The organism is Mesonia ostreae, assembly GCF_031845265.1.
Classification (GTDB): Bacteria; Bacteroidota; Bacteroidia; order Flavobacteriales; family Flavobacteriaceae; genus Mesonia; species Mesonia ostreae.
In genome coordinates this window covers 1-16,633 of the sequence record NZ_JAVRBG010000008.1, presented here as the reverse complement: position 1 = coordinate 16,633, position 16,633 = coordinate 1, and the positions used below count along the sequence as shown (strand labels likewise).

The 16,633-nt window shown below is 35.8% G+C and carries 7 protein-coding genes and 1 pseudogene; 6 read left to right on the top strand and 2 right to left on the bottom strand.

From position 1 onward, the window contains the following. The first annotated feature begins 86 nt into the window (after positions 1-86). The 3 genes from RLT85_RS09115 to RLT85_RS09105 all read left to right on the top strand — a co-directional run bounded on the left by RLT85_RS09115 (position 87) and on the right by RLT85_RS09105 (position 4,811). A complete protein-coding gene (locus RLT85_RS09115) occupies positions 87-2,624 on the top strand; it encodes a TonB-dependent receptor (protein WP_311401723.1) in 2,538 nt (845 codons plus the stop codon). 12 nt (positions 2,625-2,636) lie between these two features. Then, positions 2,637-4,280 (top strand): choice-of-anchor J domain-containing protein, encoded by a 1,644-nt coding sequence (locus tag RLT85_RS09110; protein ID WP_311401722.1) that lies wholly within the window; start codon positions 2,637-2,639, stop codon positions 4,278-4,280. Positions 4,281-4,370: 90 nt separating this feature from the next. Then, positions 4,371-4,811, top strand: coding sequence for a hypothetical protein (locus tag RLT85_RS09105; protein WP_311401721.1), 441 nt, complete (start codon positions 4,371-4,373; stop codon positions 4,809-4,811). Between the two features lie 73 nt (positions 4,812-4,884). On the opposite strand, the gene RLT85_RS09100 is transcribed toward RLT85_RS09105, so the two are convergent. After that, complete coding sequence (locus tag RLT85_RS09100) at positions 4,885-5,964, bottom strand: endonuclease/exonuclease/phosphatase family protein (protein WP_311401720.1); 1,080 nt, start codon at positions 5,962-5,964, stop codon at positions 4,885-4,887. 132 nt (positions 5,965-6,096) lie between these two features. On the opposite strand from RLT85_RS09100, the gene RLT85_RS09095 reads away from it, so the two are divergent. Next, entirely contained in the window at positions 6,097-8,874 is a 2,778-nt protein-coding gene (locus RLT85_RS09095; RefSeq protein ID WP_311401719.1) for a carboxypeptidase-like regulatory domain-containing protein, read from the top strand. Positions 8,875-8,886: 12 nt separating this feature from the next. Beyond that, on the top strand, positions 8,887-10,281 hold the full coding sequence (locus RLT85_RS09090; RefSeq protein ID WP_311401718.1) for a DUF5689 domain-containing protein: 1,395 nt from the start codon (positions 8,887-8,889) through the stop codon (positions 10,279-10,281). A 142-nt stretch (positions 10,282-10,423) separates the two neighbouring features. On the opposite strand, the gene hflX is transcribed toward RLT85_RS09090, so the two are convergent. Then, positions 10,424-11,656 (bottom strand): GTPase HflX, encoded by a 1,233-nt coding sequence (gene hflX, locus RLT85_RS09085; protein ID WP_311401717.1) that lies wholly within the window; start codon positions 11,654-11,656, stop codon positions 10,424-10,426. Positions 11,657-11,828: 172 nt separating this feature from the next. Here hflX and RLT85_RS09080 point away from each other — a divergent pair. Next, positions 11,829-16,633 (top strand): annotated as a pseudogene (locus tag RLT85_RS09080) (hypothetical protein); the annotation flags it as partial.

Sequence of the window (16,633 nt, the reverse complement as noted above, 5' to 3'; positions counted from 1 at the left end):
TAATATTAATGTTAAGTATTTCCTAATAGAAAAGACTTTTTATTACTAATTTTGCACCGAAAAAAAAATAAATAAAAGTCTTAGAAATGAAAAATGTATTTTTAGTTTTGATGTTGCTCTCAACGTCTTTTCTTTTCGCTCAAGGTATTGTAAAAGGTACAATTACTGATTCTGAAATGAAAACACCTTTGCCAGGAGCTAACGTATTGGTTGTTGGGACCAACAATGGTACAACAACAGATTTTGATGGGAATTTCTCCTTAAATGTAGATGATGCATCTGGTAAAATCGTAATTTCTTATGTAGGGTTTCTTAAAAAAGAGATGCAATTCTCGGTTTCTAATGGAGAAACACTCAACTTAGGAGAAATCGTATTAGAAGCAGACGATAGTGCGCTAGATGAAATTGTAATTACAAGCTTTTCTCTAGCAATAGATCGTAAAACTCCAGTGGCAGTCTCTACGATTAAAGCAAAAGACATTGAAACGAGATTAGGAAACCAAGAATTTCCTGAGATCTTAAAATCTACTCCAGGAGTTTACGCTACCAAAAAAGGAGGAGGATTTGGAGATGCAGAGCTTCGTTTACGTGGTTTTAATTCAGAAAATATTGCCGTGATGATTAATGGAGTACCTGTAAATGGTATGGAAAATGGTCGTGTATATTGGAGTAACTGGGCAGGTCTTTCTGATGTAACCAGAACAATGCAAGTACAAAGAGGTCTAGGAGCTTCTAAAGTTGCCGTTCCTTCTATTGGAGGTACTGTAAATATCGTAACTAAAACTACAGATACTAAAGAAGGAGGAAGCTTCTTCGCAACTACTGGTAACGACGGATACCAAAAATTTGGAGCTACCGTCTCTACTGGGAAATTAGAGAATGGATTTGCCATTACTGCCTCTGGTTCTAAAACTACAGGAAATGGTTTTATTGATGCTACTTCTTTTGAAGCCTATTCTTACTTCTTAAATGTATCTAAAGATTTTGGAGACGATCACCAACTTTCATTTTCTGCTTTTGGAGCGCCGCAAGTACACGGTCAACGTAGAAACAGAGAAAGTATAGAAGATTTTCGTCGCAATGATCGCGAGCTTAAATTTAATCGCGATTGGGGATATAAAAACGGTCAGGTTTATAATATAAACGAAAACCGTTACCACAAACCTCAAATATCTTTAAACCATTATTGGAGTATTAGTGATAAAACTAGTTTATCTACAGCATTATATGCTTCATTTGGTAGAGGTGCAGGAAGCAGATCTTCTGGAGAAAACAAATTTGGATTAGGAACAGATTACCGTAGTGGAGAATTTCAGCCCATCAACTTTGATAAAATTGTAGATGAAAACGTGGCGCTTGGTGCTTTAGGATCTGAAAGTGTGATCACAGAAGATATTAATAACCACAACTGGTACGGAGTATTATCTACGATCACTACAGAGTTAACTTCAGAGCTAGATTTACTTGCAGGGATAGACCTTAGATACTATAAAGGAGAACACTATAGAGAAGTAAAAGATTTATTAGGAGGACAATTTTACTACGATGATAGCGATGTAAACAATCCTATAAATAATGCACAGGTAGGAGATAACGTAAGCTTCAACAATGATGGTATTGTTTTGAGAGGTGGAGGTTTTGCTCAAGTAGAATATTCTAAAGAAGATTTATCTGCATTTATCTCGGTTGCAGCTTCAAGCACATCTTATAAAAGAATTGATTACTTTAACTATTTAGATAGTGACGATCAACAGGAAACAGATTTTGAAAATTTCTTTGGATACAGTGCAAAAGGAGGCGCTAACTATAATATTAATAATCATCATAATGTTTTTGCTAATGTAGGGTACTTTGAAAGAGCTCCTTTCTTTAATGCTATTTTCTTGAACTACCAAAATGATGTTAATGACGAAGCAGAGAATCAGAAAATATTTAGTGCAGAATTAGGATACGGCTTTAGAGCAGAAAACCTACGTGTTAATTTTAACGTATATAGAACCAGTTGGAACGACAGAACTTTAACTAGAAGTTTTCAAAATCCAGACGGTACCTTTGGTAGTGCAAACATATTAGGAATTAATGCTCTTCACCAAGGTATAGAGTTAGACGTAGATTACAAGCCGTTTGATAAGTTAAAACTTCGTGGTATGGTTTCTATAGGAGATTGGACTTGGCAAGATGATGTAACGGGAGTTCAGGTTTTTGATGACGAGCAGCAATTAGTGAATACAATAGACATTTATATCGAAGATTTAAAAGTAGGAGATGCTGCACAAACTACTTTTGGTTTAGGTTTAGATTATAGCGTTTTAGAAAGAACTACATTAAGGCTAGATTTCAATTATTACGATAAGTTTTTCGCAGATTTTGAGCCTAACAGTAGAACCTCTATAAACAGTACACAAGCTTGGGAAACTCCTGCATATGGATTACTAGATTTAGGATTAACCCACGGCTTTTCATTTGGAGCTTTTAACGCGACAATTATAGGTAACATCAATAATATATTAGATACAGAATATATTGCTGATGCTAGAGATGGAGCCCTTTCTTCTGCTGGGGATGCTACAGTTTTTTACGGTTTCGGAAGAACATATACTATCGGAGCTAAAATCAAATTTTAAAAAATTCAAAAAATGAAAAATAGATTTTATTTATTAACACTAGTATTAGGTTTCGCCTTCTTTAGTTGTGAACCTATGGACGATGTATATGAGGAGTTAGATGCAAATGCGGAGTCTTCTGATATTGCAGGAACTACAGAATTTGTAATGACAGATGAGGATTATGAAGCTCTAGATTTAGGCTTTGGAAGCTTTGACTCTAACGAGCAGGCAAAAGAATTAATTCCTGGATTACTAACTGAAAAATTTCCGTATTGGGGAAAAGGTTCAACCGCATTAGTAGGCTATAACCTTTACGTAGGTGAGGCTGAAGGATTAAGTGACTTTACAAATAGTGAGCAGTATGAGTTAGACAATAGTGACTACGCTAGTTTAGGAAACAATGCCAATGGTTTTTATCCAAACACGAATGTAGAAAGTGATTTAATAACGGTATTAGATGCTAACATCAATAACCCTACGGAAGGACAAATTGTATTGACAAAATACAAGCAATATACTGAAGAGCCAACGGTAGGTTATGCCAATTTAGTAGAATATAACTTTCAAAATAGTTTTGAAGGTTGGACATTTGTAAATATTTTAGGAGCGCAAGAATGGGAAGCGCAAACAGATTACATTCAAGCGAGTGGATTTGACAACGGACAAGTAGAAAATGAAGATTGGGTGGTTTCTCCAGAAATCGACTTAACCAATGAATCAGATTTGAAATTTCAAATTAGTCAAGCGATCAATTATGCAAATGATGTATCGTTTATGAAAATTTATGTTTCTACAAACTATACAGGAGACGTAACTTCTACTACTTGGGATGAAATTAATTTAACGACAACTCCAGCAGGAGATAGCAATGATTTTATTCTTTCTGAAGAGTACGATTTTACGGCGTATGAAGGAGAAACTATTCATTTAGCTTTAGAATACAAATCTACAGATACAGATGCTGGAAGGTGGAGAGTTGAAAATGTATTTGTTAAAACTGTAGGTATTACAGGAGCTAACCTTATAGAGGCTAAATATTTTATGTATACAGATGGTAACTGGGAGTTAGTAGATAATGCTTATCTTTTAAGTCCGGCAGATTATGATGCGATGGGAGCTCCAGGGCAGTATGATAATTTTAGCGGTTCTATAGATCCAGAAAATTACATCCCTACTTTCTTAGATAATAAATACCCTTATGCGCAAGAAGAGGATCAGATATTTATTATTTATAAGTTTTACAATGGAGAAGAAACGGTATTAAGCGGTAATTCTTACACGTATACAAATGGTACTTGGGAAGGACACAATCAAGTTATGGAGACAGAACTTCAGTTTGGTCATAACGGAGAAACTTGGGTTCCAGACAACACAATTGCATATACATTAACCTCTAGTGATTTTACATTATTAGCAGCGGGATTAGCCGATGCTTATCCAGATGCGGCAGATAGTGCAGGTAACTATGCCAATTTTGATAGAAGAGAAGGTAATAATAAGTACTGGAGTGTAGAAATGATTGTAGAAGCGATTGATATTGTTTTAGACAATATAGATCCTAATGCAGAAGAAGGACAAAAATATGCGGTTACTTATGATATCTATGACGGTAGCAGCGGTACCGAAACTCAATATGTAATCAAACAAGATGGTATTTGGGTATTACAAGAGTAATGAAATAATCCAATTGAAAAACCGCTACGATAAGTAGCGGTTTTTTTATGCAAATAAGTATCTTTACCACTTAAATAAAAATTTTAAAAAATGTATAGAGCAGTCTTTTTTTTACATTCGTATTGGGCATATTTAGTAGTCTTAATTGTTTTTCTAGCGACTATAAATGCACTTATAGGCGTTTTTACTAAGAAACCTTATGGGGCAAAAGATTTTAGAATCTCCTTATTTGCTTTAATTTGCACACACCTTCAACTATTGATAGGGCTGGTTTTGTTCTTCGTATCTGATAAAATTGTTTGGTTTTCAGAAAACGTAGATATGTCATTGGTGATGAAGAATAAGATGATGCGACTTTACAATGTAGAGCATCCTTTACTTATGATTATTGCCGTAATTTTAATTACGATAGGGTATTCTAAACATAAGAAGAAGTTGTCTTCTGCCCCAAAATTTAAAACTTTAGCTATCTTTTATACTTTGGCTCTTGCAGCGATATTGTATATGATTCCTTGGTCTATTTGGTTCTAAAGCAAAAAAATAAGAATCAAAAAAACCCGCCTTAAAGCGGGTTTTTTTGATTACGTGTAATTGTGTGAAAAAATTACTTTGCCTCTTTAATCAAGTGTACATATACGGGAAAGTGATCACTGTATCCACCAGAAAATCCGCCATCAGAAAAACTTCTATACGGGTAGCCTTTGTACTTTCCTCTAGGAGTGCTTAAAAAATTAGGATTAAAAACCCCTGCTTTGTAAAAACGATATGTGGAGTAATCTTTTTCAATTAAGGGTTTGGTGACAATCATTTGATCAAATAGATCCCAACTATCTCTATAAGCAATAGTTCCTATGCCTTTTTTCTGCATATTTTCCATAGGATTATATAAACCTTTTAGCTCTACTTCTTCCAATTCCGATTTAGCGCCTAAAACCTCTTTAATACTGGTATTATAAGGACCGTCGTTAAAATCTCCCATCGTTATGATTTTCGCATAAGGGTCTATGCCGTGTAAGGAGTCTATTATTTTTTTGTTAAGCGCTGCGGCGCTTTCTCTTTTTGATCTACTTTTTGCTTCTCCGCCACTTCTAGAAGGCCAGTGGTTCACAATAAAGTGAATCATATCTCCATCTAATTTTCCAGAAACTACCAATTGATCTCGGGTAAAAATTCTTTTATCGGGATCATTTTTGTCATAGATTAGCAATTCATGAGAATTAGTATGGGTAGGCTTAAATAATTCCTTTTGATACATTAAGGCCACATCAATTCCTCTTCTATCTGGAGAATCGTAATGTACAATTCCATAATCAAAAGGAAGCATTTCTTCTTGATTGGCTAAATCTTCTAGCACTCTTCTGTTTTCCACTTCGCAAACTCCAATCACGGCAGGAGCATTTTTGGAAACATCAGCTCCAATCTGCGGAATTACAAAAGCCATTTTTTTTAATTTTTTCTGATAAACTCCTTCTCTTAAACCTTCGCTCATTTCCATAATAGGAGAATACTCATCACTTATGGTTTCATCATTTTCGGCATCAAACAAGTTTTCTAAGTTGTAGAAAGCAATGGTGTTTACTTTAAAGGTTTTTTCTTCACTAGTGCTCCCTGGGCTTGCTTGTTGGGTTGAGCCACAGCTTACTAAAAATAAAATGGCAGCTAAATACAATAGTTTATTCATCATAGTAGTATTATTTAAACATCAAATCTCACTCAAAAGAGATAACAAATTTAGGTTTTATTAAGAAAAAATGTACATTTGCTAAGAGAAAATTATATTTCTTACGTTAAATTTATATTAATCAATATTTTAGAAATGAGAAAGAGTTTTATTCTTTTAGCTCTATTGCTTTTCTGTACAATTTCTTTTTCACAAACGAACATTGTAGGGAGTGTAGTAGGTGCAACAACTAATGAAAATCTACCAGATGTTGAAGTTGCTATAGAACGTAGTAACTTATCTGTAAAAACCAACGCATCTGGTGAATTTGATTTTAGTGCTTTTGAGGTTCCGCTAGGGGAGCAAATTGTAACTTTCAGCAAGAATGGGTATATTTCTAAGAGATATCCTATTATTGTAAATGAAAACCAAATCTTAGATTTAGATGTAATTTCTCTGAAGGTAGATATCAATGAAGAAAATTTTAGAATCAATACGATTAGTATTTCCGATAATGAGTTGAGTAGTGACGAAAGTGCTTCAGATAACTTATCTGGTTTATTACAAGCTTCCAAAGATGTTTTTTTAAATGCAGCTTCATACGACTTTAGTGCTACTTTCTTTAAGCCTAGAGGATATGATTCTGAACATGGAAAAGTTCTCATTAACGGAATTGAGATGAATAAAATGTACAACGGCAGACCGCAATGGGGAAACTGGGGAGGTTTAAACGACGTGATGCGCAACCAAGTTTTTACCATGGGGCTTTCTCCAAACGAAAATACGTTTGGTGGTTTAGCTGGGACAACCAATATGGTGATGAGAGCTTCTCAGTACCAAAAAGGAGGTCGTATTTCTTATGCTTCTTCCAATAGAAGTTACACAGGAAGAGTAATGGCTTCTTATAACTCTGGTCTTACAGAAGGAGGTTGGGCATATAGCTTTTTAGCTTCTAGAAGATTTGGAGAAGAAGGTTTTAATGATGGTTCTTTATATGATGCCAATTCATTTTTTGCTTCCGTAGAGAAAAAAATCAATGATAAACATAGCTTAAACTTAACTACCTTTTATGCGGCCAATAGAAGAGGAAAATCTTCTCCTAATACGCAAGAGATTTATGATTTAAAAGACATTAGCTATAACTCATATTGGGGAAAGCAAGATGGAGAAATTAGAAACTCAAGAATTAAAGAGATTAAAGAGCCAGTAATTATGTTAAACCATTACTGGGATATTTCAGAAAAAACAAGGTTAAATACCAATGTAGCCTATCAATTTGGAAAGACAGGAAATAGTAGGTTAGGTTACGATAATGCTCCTAATCCAGATCCTTCGTATTACCAAAAACTGCCTAGCTACTTTTTAGCCAATCCAAATGGAGCAGATTATGCTGGAGCTTATTTAGCGACACAGAAATTTCAGAACGATGGACAGATAGATTGGGATGATATGTACGAAAAAAATATTTTTAGTGGAGGAACTTCTAAGTATTACCTATACGAAGACCGTAACGATGATAAACAGTTGACGGCCAATACCATATTAACATCAGACATTACCAACAACATTACTATAAACGGGTCTTTGGGGTATAAGAGATTAAAATCTCATAATTTTGCCAATATGATCGATTTATTGGGAGGAACAGGATACTTAGATATAGATACGTTTAATCAAGGGGATGCGGCTCAAAATAACTTTGAGAATCCTAATAGAATTGTTGGAGAAGATGATACCTTTAAATACAACTACGAATTAGATGCTTCGGAATATAATGGTTTTGCGCAAGCCCAATTTTCTTACAGTAAGGTAGATTTCTATGTAGGCGCAAATTTAGAAAAAACCACCTATCAAAGAAATGGATTGTATAAAAACGGAAGTTTTAAGGAAAATTCTTTAGGTAAAAGCGAAGAATTAGATTTTACTACGTATGGTGTAAAGGCGGGTGCCACGTATAAAATTACAGGACGTCACTTAGTAACCCTTAATGGAGCTTATTTCACCAATGCACCAACGTTAAGAAACTCGTTTTCTAACTCGAGACAAAATAATAGTACAGTTACTGGGTTAGAAGAAGAAACCGTTAAAAATGTAGATTTAAGTTATGTATTTAGATCTCCTAAAGTAAAAGCGAGACTTACAGGATATTATACTGAAATGGATGACGCTAGTGAAATTTCGTTTTATTATGCAGATGGTATTTCTGGCATAGGTAGGAATGTAACTACTGCTTTTGTGCAAGAAGTATTAACCAACGTCGACAAAAGACACGTAGGGGCAGAACTAGGAATTGAAGCGCAAGTAACGCCAACCATTAAATTAAAAGGAGCAGCTTCTTATGGACAGTATGTCTATACTAATAACCCAGATGTGTATTTAACTTCAGATGATTTTAAATTTACGGGTGACAATGAAATAGATGAACAGCGTAGAAGAGTTTTCGGAAAATCTTACCTTAAAGATTATAAAATTGCCGGAGGACCGCAGCAAGCGTATCAAATAGGGTTTGAATATAGAGATCCAGATTACTGGTGGTTTGGAGCAACTTCCAACTTTTTCTCTAATGCTTATTTAGATGTTTCTCCCATTACAAGAACTAAAAATTTCTATACAGATTTTGATGGAGCGCCATTTAATGATTACGATCCTGCGGTGGCTAGAGAGTTGTTAAAGCAAGAGAAATTTGATAGTTATATGTTAGTGAATGTAGTAGGAGGAAAATCATGGAAAATAGATGATTATTTTGTAGGCTTTTTTGCTACCATCAATAATGTATTAGATAAAGAATATAAAACTGGTGGTTTTGAGCAGGGTAGAAGTGCCAATTATAGAACTGTATCAGAGGATATGGGAAATGAAAAGAGAGTATTTGGGCCTAAATACTGGTACGGTTATGGAACTACTTATTATTTAAATGTTTACGTTAGATTTTAAAAAAATAGAATTATGAAAAATATCAATAAATTTTTTACAGTAAGTTTCCTGTTTCTTGCAGGTTTAGCGATAACTTCTTGTGTACAAGATGATGACTTTAGTGCTCCCGATGTTACGTATGAAGAGCCAGATGTTACGGTAAATACTAGCATTTCTTCTGTTAAAGCTATGTTTGGCGGATTTAATGCCGTAAAGATTGAAGCAGGAGAGGGTTCTGATCAAGAGTTATACTTAGAAGGCTATGTGGTTTCTAGTGATGAATCTGGTAATGTATACAAATCTATAGTGATTCAAGACAGTCCTGAAAATCCAACCGCAGGAATTTCTATTTCTACGGAAGCTACAGATACCTATTTAACCTACGGTATAGGAAGAAAAATCTACTTTAGAGTAAATGATCTTTATGTAGGAGAATATGCAGGATTACCCACAATAGGAACATATGAAGGTGCAGATGTAGGAAGAATAGGAGTAGATGATTTCTACGGAAGAATTTTACGTTCTACAGAAAAAGCAGAAATTGTTCCTACCGTAATTTCTATTGCTGATATCTCTCCACAATACTTAAATACCTTAGTACAATTTGAAAATGTGCAATTTCCTGAGGCTCTTTTAGGGCAATATTTTGGAAATATAGACGATACATTTAGCGTAAATAGAGATATTGAAAATTGTGATGGACAAACCGCAACCATGAGAATAAGTGGTTTTTCTGATTTTAAAAATATAGATTTACCAGAAGGTAATGGTTCTTTAACTGCTGTATTAAGTATTTTTAACACGACATACCAGTTAACTTTAAGAAATGAGAATGATGTAGACTTTGACGGTGAAAGATGTGGCGAAGATGGTGGTGACGGCGGTGAACCAGATACTACTGGAACGGTATCACTTCCTTATAGTGAAGATTTTCAAGGGGAAACTGCAGGAGTAGGAGTGCCACTTAGTATTGATGGTTGGGTAAATGTAAACATCAACGGTGGAGAAAGAGTTTTTGACATCAGAGATTTTGATGGTAATAAATATACGCAAACCTCTGCTTTCAATTCTGAAGAGAACCCTTACGAGGTTTGGTTAGTAACTCCAGGCGTAGATATGACCACGTCAACTTCGGCTACACTTTCTTTTGGAACAAAAGACGGTTATTATAATGGGCAAGCTTTAAAAACCTATGCCTCTACAGATTTCGATGGAGATCCTACCACAGCTACGTGGGTAGAGTTAACAGATATTAATTATTCTACGGGAAATACAGAAGGTTATGCAGATAATTTCTTGCCTTCTGGTGATGTAGATTTATCAGCCTATGCTGGACAGGTAGTTTATATTGGTTTTGAGTATTCTGGAGCTTCAAGCGGAATAACGACTACTTACCAAATTGATAACCTTAGTATTACGGAAGACTAAGTAGTTTAAAATCTTAGAAACAAAAAATCCGCTTCAAATTTGAAGCGGATTTTTTGTTTCAATTAAATTCAATTGTAGGTTTTTTCTGCTATTCTAAAACCTACAACTTACAACCTATGACCTACGACCTACAACCTAACATCTACTCCTCATCTTCTATTTCTCCAGTATATTTATCATATTCGGGATATAAGAAGTTGTTATAAGGAAAACGCGTAATGTGAATTTCTCTAACGGCTTCGTATACTTTCTTTCTAAATTCTTCTATATTTTCTTTATTAATAGCAGAGATAAACAACACATTATCACCCAAACGATTCATCCAAGTTCGTTTCCACTCTTCCAAAGTATTGTGTGCGGGAGTTTTTTCAGTAATTAAATCATCTTCTTCGATTACTTCGGGTTCATAAGCATCAATTTTATTAAAAACCATGAGTATAGGTTTATCGGCACTTTCAATTTCATCTAGAATCTGGTTTACCGAGGCAATATGATCTTCAAAATTGGGATGAGCAATATCAACTACGTGTAAAAGTAAGTCGGCTTCTCTCACCTCGTCCAAGGTAGACTTAAAAGATTCTACCAATTGGGTGGGCAATTTTCTAATAAATCCAACAGTATCTGTTAATAAGAAAGGAAGATTTCTAATGACCACCTTTCTAACAGTAGTGTCTAAAGTCGCAAAAAGCTTATTTTCTGCAAAAACCTCACTTTTACTAATTACGTTCATCAAAGTAGATTTCCCTACATTGGTGTAACCCACCAAGGCAACTCGTACTAGCTGGCCGCGATTTCCACGCTGCACTGCCATTTGTTTATCGATGGTTTTTAGCTTGTTTTTAAGCTGTGAGACTTTATCTCTTACAATACGTCTATCTGTTTCGATTTCGGTTTCTCCAGGTCCACGCATTCCAATACCACCACGTTGTCTTTCTAGATGCGTCCATAAACCAGTTAATCTAGGTAGTAAATATTCGTATTGCGCCAGTTCCACTTGGGTGCGGGCATAGCTGGTTTTAGCACGTTGTGCAAAAATATCGAGAATAAGATACGTACGATCTATCACCTTACATTTTAATATTTTCTCAATATTTTTTTGCTGTGCTGGGCTTAATTCATCATCAAAAATGGCCGTTCCTATATCATTTTCTTCTACAAAAACTCTCACCTCGTCCATCTTTCCAGTTCCTATGAAGGTTTTTGGATTGGGAACATCCAGTTTTTGGGTAAATCGTTTTAAAACTTCACCTCCAGCGGTATAGGTAAGAAATTCTAATTCGTCTAAATATTCTTCGGATTTTTCTTCATCTTGAAATTTATGGATAATCCCAATCAAGACAGATTTTTCATATTCAATTTCTTCTTTTTCTATCATTTCTCTCTTATTTATATTCAAAAATACGAAAAGCATTTTTATAGCCGAGAAATATTTTGATGAAAATATTTTAACATATTTATGTTAATGAATACCTAATTATTTGTATATTTAGCGCATTATTGGCAACCAATTGTTAATAGATGAATCCAAATTTTAGTAAACCTTAGATATGAAGAAAATTACTTTTGTAGTCTTTTTGTTATGTATGGGGCTGTTTAGCTATCAGTTAAGCGCTCAGGTCATTTCAGAAGATTTTGAATCGGGTCTCGGGACCTATGAAAATGCAACAGGCAATAACGTAGATTGGTTGGTAAACACCTCACTGTTCCAAAGTGGCATGCAATCTATATCTAATGCCTATACAGAAACTAATAACAATTCAGTTTTTTTAACGACGCCTGTAGATTTAACAGGCGTAACCAACCCGCAACTTTCTTTTTGGCATATTGCAAAAACAGAAGGAGGTTGGGATGAAGCAATTGTAGAGATTTCTACCGATGGAGGAACTACTTGGAATGCTTTTCTAGCAGAAGACTATCAAGGTGGGGGTGTTTTAGAAGGGCCAGGAATTTTTGATGAAGATTCTTATCCATTATGGGGTACTACAAATGTTACCCCAGATAACACATGGTGGAAAAGAGAGTTTTTTGATTTGTCTGATTATATGACAGACTCTGTAGTAATCAGATTTAGATTAGATTCAGACAGTTCGGCCAATAGAGCTGGATGGTTTTTAGACGACGTAGAGATTATAGAAGTAACTTGTCCTATGCCGTCAGCTATCGTGGCCAATAATATTGGGCCTAATTCGGCAGATATAACTTGGACTGCTGGGGCAACAGAGACAGAGTGGGAGATTCTGTACGGTCTTGCAGGTTTTGATCCTGAAACCGAAGGAACCTCAGTAATAGACAATGATGGTACGCTAGGAGAAACGATTACCTCTTTAACGGCAGTAGAAACATACGATGTTTATGTAAAAGCAATTTGTTCAGCCTCAGAAGAAAGTGTATGGGTTGGGCCGTATTCTTTTAATACCTCTTGTGATGTGATTTCTTTACCTTGGAGTGAAGATTTTGCTGCAGATACAACTCCGCTTTGCTGGGAAGAAACGGGTGATAACTCTTGGGACTATAGTTTAAATGCAGATTACGCTGCTCAAGATATTCTGGATAACACTCCTGGCGGAGGAACCAACTACGCTTGGATGGACGGTGGTGATAATACAGACGGAGAGGTGAGTTCGTTAACCTCCCCTTTAATTGATATTTCTACACTAACTGAACCTGCTTTGGAGTTCTTTTTGTTTAGTAATAATACTGACGATGCTGCTGTTAACTTAATTGATGTAGAATTTTTTGATGGTGCCAATTGGAACTCAGTTTTAAATGTAAGTACTCTATTGGGTGGTAGTTGGAATCAATATGTAATTGATTTAGCTCCTTATACCATAACAGGTGCAGTGCAGGTTAGATTTACTGTTACGGGTAATAGTAATGGAGGTTCTACCTATTATAATGATGTTCTATTAGATGATGTTACTTTTATACAAATGCCAGACTGTGCCAACCCTATCGCTTCTTATGAAGTGGTTGGAAATTGTATGGTAGGAGCAGAATTTTTTGTAGAAGTAGACTTAACTAATATGAGTGGTACAGATGATATTATCATCTCAGACAATCAAACTCCCGCACAAACAGAAACGGTATCAGCAACAGGAGTCTACCAATTTGGTCCTTATGATAATGGAACCGATGTAGTTATTACCTTAGAAAACAACCTTGATGCAGGATGTAGTGCGACCAGTCCTTCTCTTACTCAAGAATTTTGTACAGAAACTTATATAGATTGTGACGTAGATAGCCCCTTTAATGTAGTTTACTGCTATGATAATGGGGAAGATTATGAAATTACGTATGTAAGTACAGATGGTACCCCATTAAATTTAGAGGTAAACTCGGGTAATGTAGAAAATAACTGGGATGAATTTATTGTACTTGATACTGATGGTACAGAGCTTTATAACGGTTACGGAAACGCTGGAGATTTAACTGGATTGAGTTTTCAATCTATAGGAGCAGAGATAACGGTTATCATAACTCCAGATACTATTAATTCTTGTGAATCAAGTGGTACTATTAATCCTATAGACTATACAATCTCTTGTGCTACCTGTGTGAATCCTCAAGTTACTTTTGCCGTAGAAGGAAATTGTAGTGTTGGACCCGAGTTTTTTGTAGAAGTAGATTTGACTGATATGGGAAGTGCAACAAGTATAACGCTAACTGATGATCAAACTCCTGCAGAGACACAAACGGTTACAGCAACAGGAGTTTACCAATTAGGTCCTTATGTAAATGGAACCGATGTGGTGATTAGCATAGCGAATGATGATGATGCCAATTGTGTAAAAACCAGTTCTTCTCTTACGCAAGAATTATGTATAGAGACTTACTTAGATTGTGCTGTAGATGGTCCTTTTAATGCGGTCTACTGTTATGATAGTGGTGAAGATTATGAAGTTACTTATATAAGTACAGACGGAACAACCCCATTAAATTTAAACGTAAACTCAGGAAATGTAGAGAATAATTGGGATGAGTTTATTGTAATAGATAGTGATGGTACGACAGAGTTGTACAATGGGTATGGTAATGCAGGAGATTTAGCTGGATTGAGTTTTCAATCTACAGGAGCAGAGATCACAGTAAAAATTACACCAGATGGTAGTGGTTCTTGTCAATCAAATAGTACTTATGATTCTTTAGATTATACGGTGGCTTGTGCCACTTGTGTAAATCCTCAAGTTAACTTTGAGGTGGTTGCAGATTGTGCTGTAGATCCTCAGTTCTTAATTGATGTGGAGATTACAGATTTAGGAAGTGCAACAGATTTGATCCTTTCAGACGGAGATACAGCTAATGATCAAACGATTGCTGCGACAGGTACTTATACTTTTGGTCCTTATGTGAATGGAGACTTGATAAATATTTCTGTCTTAAATGCAGACGATATAAACTGTGAAATTAACAGCGGTGATCTTACGCAAGAATATTGTACGGCATTAACTGTAGAATGTGCTGCTGGTCCACAAAACGCAAGTTTTTGTTATGGTAACGACGAAACCAATGAAATTGTATTTACCAGTGATGATGGGACGGTGTTAAACCTTACTATTAATGCTGGACAAATGTCAACTTTTGGAGATGACTTTATCATTTTAGATAGTGATGGTACTACCCAATTGTATAATGGAACAGGTAATAATGGAGATCTTACAGGTCTTACTTTTCAATCTACAGGAGATAACATCACGGTACGATTAATTTCTAATGGTTTTACAAGTTGTGAGTCTAATGATTATACTCCAATAGATATTACAGTGGCTTGTGCTACGTGTGTTAATCCTGAAGTGACCTACTTTAAGGATTGTGACCCAACAAATCAAGAGTTTTCTATAGATGTAGAGATAACCGATTTAGGTTCTGCTGGTTCTGTAGAAATTAGTGATGATCAAGGAAGTGCTTCTCAAACTTTAACTACAGTAGGTATAGTTTCTTTTGGTCCTTTCGCTTATGATACAGAGGTAGTGATTACTACAGAGAATTTAGACGATGCTAACTGTACAATAGTTAGTGCGCCAATTACTTCAGATGAGTGTCCTCCAATCCCTTGTTTAGAAGCAGAACCTTTTTGTTCAGATGAAGGTCTAATCTTTGCCAACGTAGATGATACTTCTGGTACCACAGCACCTCCAGGGATAGATTACGGTTGTTTAGGTTCGCAGCCTAATCCCGTATGGTACTTTTTGCAAATTGAGGATCCGGGAGATTTATCCATAGAAATGGTTCAAAACACATCCTTTGACGAAAATGGAAATCCTACTGGAGATGAGTTGGATGTAGATTTCATCGCTTGGGGTCCTTTTGATGATGTAGATAGTGCTTGTAATGGCTTAACAGTACAAAATCAAGTCCCAGATAGTGATGCTGGAGATGGATGTAGCTATTCTGCAGCTCCTGAAGAAACTTTTGGAATTGAGAATGCGCAAGAAGGAGACGTATATGTGCTGTTAATTACCAATTTTAATGGTGATGCTGGTTTTATAACGCTTAATCAAATTGATGGAGATGGTTCTACAGATTGTAGTATTATAGATGAAAACACGACCTATGCTTGTGGTGATGATCCAGTTACCTTGACTTCTCAGTACCCAACGGCATTGGCTTACGTATGGTATATGCAAGATGTAAATGGTGATTATATCGAAATAGATGGAGAAACCACGATGGATTTAACCGTAACTGAAGGAGGTATCTATAGATTAGATACGTTTAACAATACAGGAGAATTACAGCAAGAGATATTTACGGTAATTTATTCTGAAGAGCCAGATCTATCCAATGTTGACGATACAGTTTCGTTCTGTGGTACTACATCTACCACTTTAGACGCTACCATAGCTAACCCTAATGCTTTTGACACGGTAACTTACCAATGGTCAGATGAAAACGGTCCTTTAGCAGGAGAAACTCAAGCTGCATTAACCGTAACAGAAGCAGGATTCTATACAGTAGACGTTGCTGGAGTGGTATTAGATGAAGATGGGAATCCAACAAGTCAAACCTGTGAATCTTCTATGACTATAGAAGTTACCACAGCAGACTTTACCGTTGATGCTGGAGCAGATCAATCTGCATGTGATGCAGAAGAGATTACTCTAACGGCAGCAGTAGCTGGAGCAGATACTGCAAATGCAACTTATGACTGGGTAGATTCTGCAGGAAATACGGTAGGGAGTACAGAAACGATAACAGTAACCCAAGCAGATTTGTACACGGTAACGGTAACGATTGATGGTTGTGTAGCTTCAGATGATGTGGAAGTGAGTTATAATAACACCCCCTCTATAGATTTGGGAAGTGATATTTCTACTTGTGACATTAGTGGAGTAGTTATAGATGCTACCCCAGC

Excerpts from the sequence above, each read along its gene's own strand:
- RLT85_RS09095 (WP_311401719.1), top strand. The coding sequence starts at position 6,097 with ATGAGAAAGAGTTTTATTCTTTTAGCTCTATTGCTTTTCTGTACAATT.
- RLT85_RS09100 (WP_311401720.1), bottom strand. The coding sequence starts at position 5,964 with ATGATGAATAAACTATTGTATTTAGCTGCCATTTTATTTTTAGTAAGC.
- RLT85_RS09115 (WP_311401723.1), top strand. The coding sequence starts at position 87 with ATGAAAAATGTATTTTTAGTTTTGATGTTGCTCTCAACGTCTTTTCTT.
- RLT85_RS09110 (WP_311401722.1), top strand. The coding sequence starts at position 2,637 with ATGAAAAATAGATTTTATTTATTAACACTAGTATTAGGTTTCGCCTTC.
- hflX (WP_311401717.1), bottom strand. The coding sequence starts at position 11,656 with ATGATAGAAAAAGAAGAAATTGAATATGAAAAATCTGTCTTGATTGGG.
- RLT85_RS09105 (WP_311401721.1), top strand. The coding sequence starts at position 4,371 with ATGTATAGAGCAGTCTTTTTTTTACATTCGTATTGGGCATATTTAGTA.
- RLT85_RS09090 (WP_311401718.1), top strand. The coding sequence starts at position 8,887 with ATGAAAAATATCAATAAATTTTTTACAGTAAGTTTCCTGTTTCTTGCA.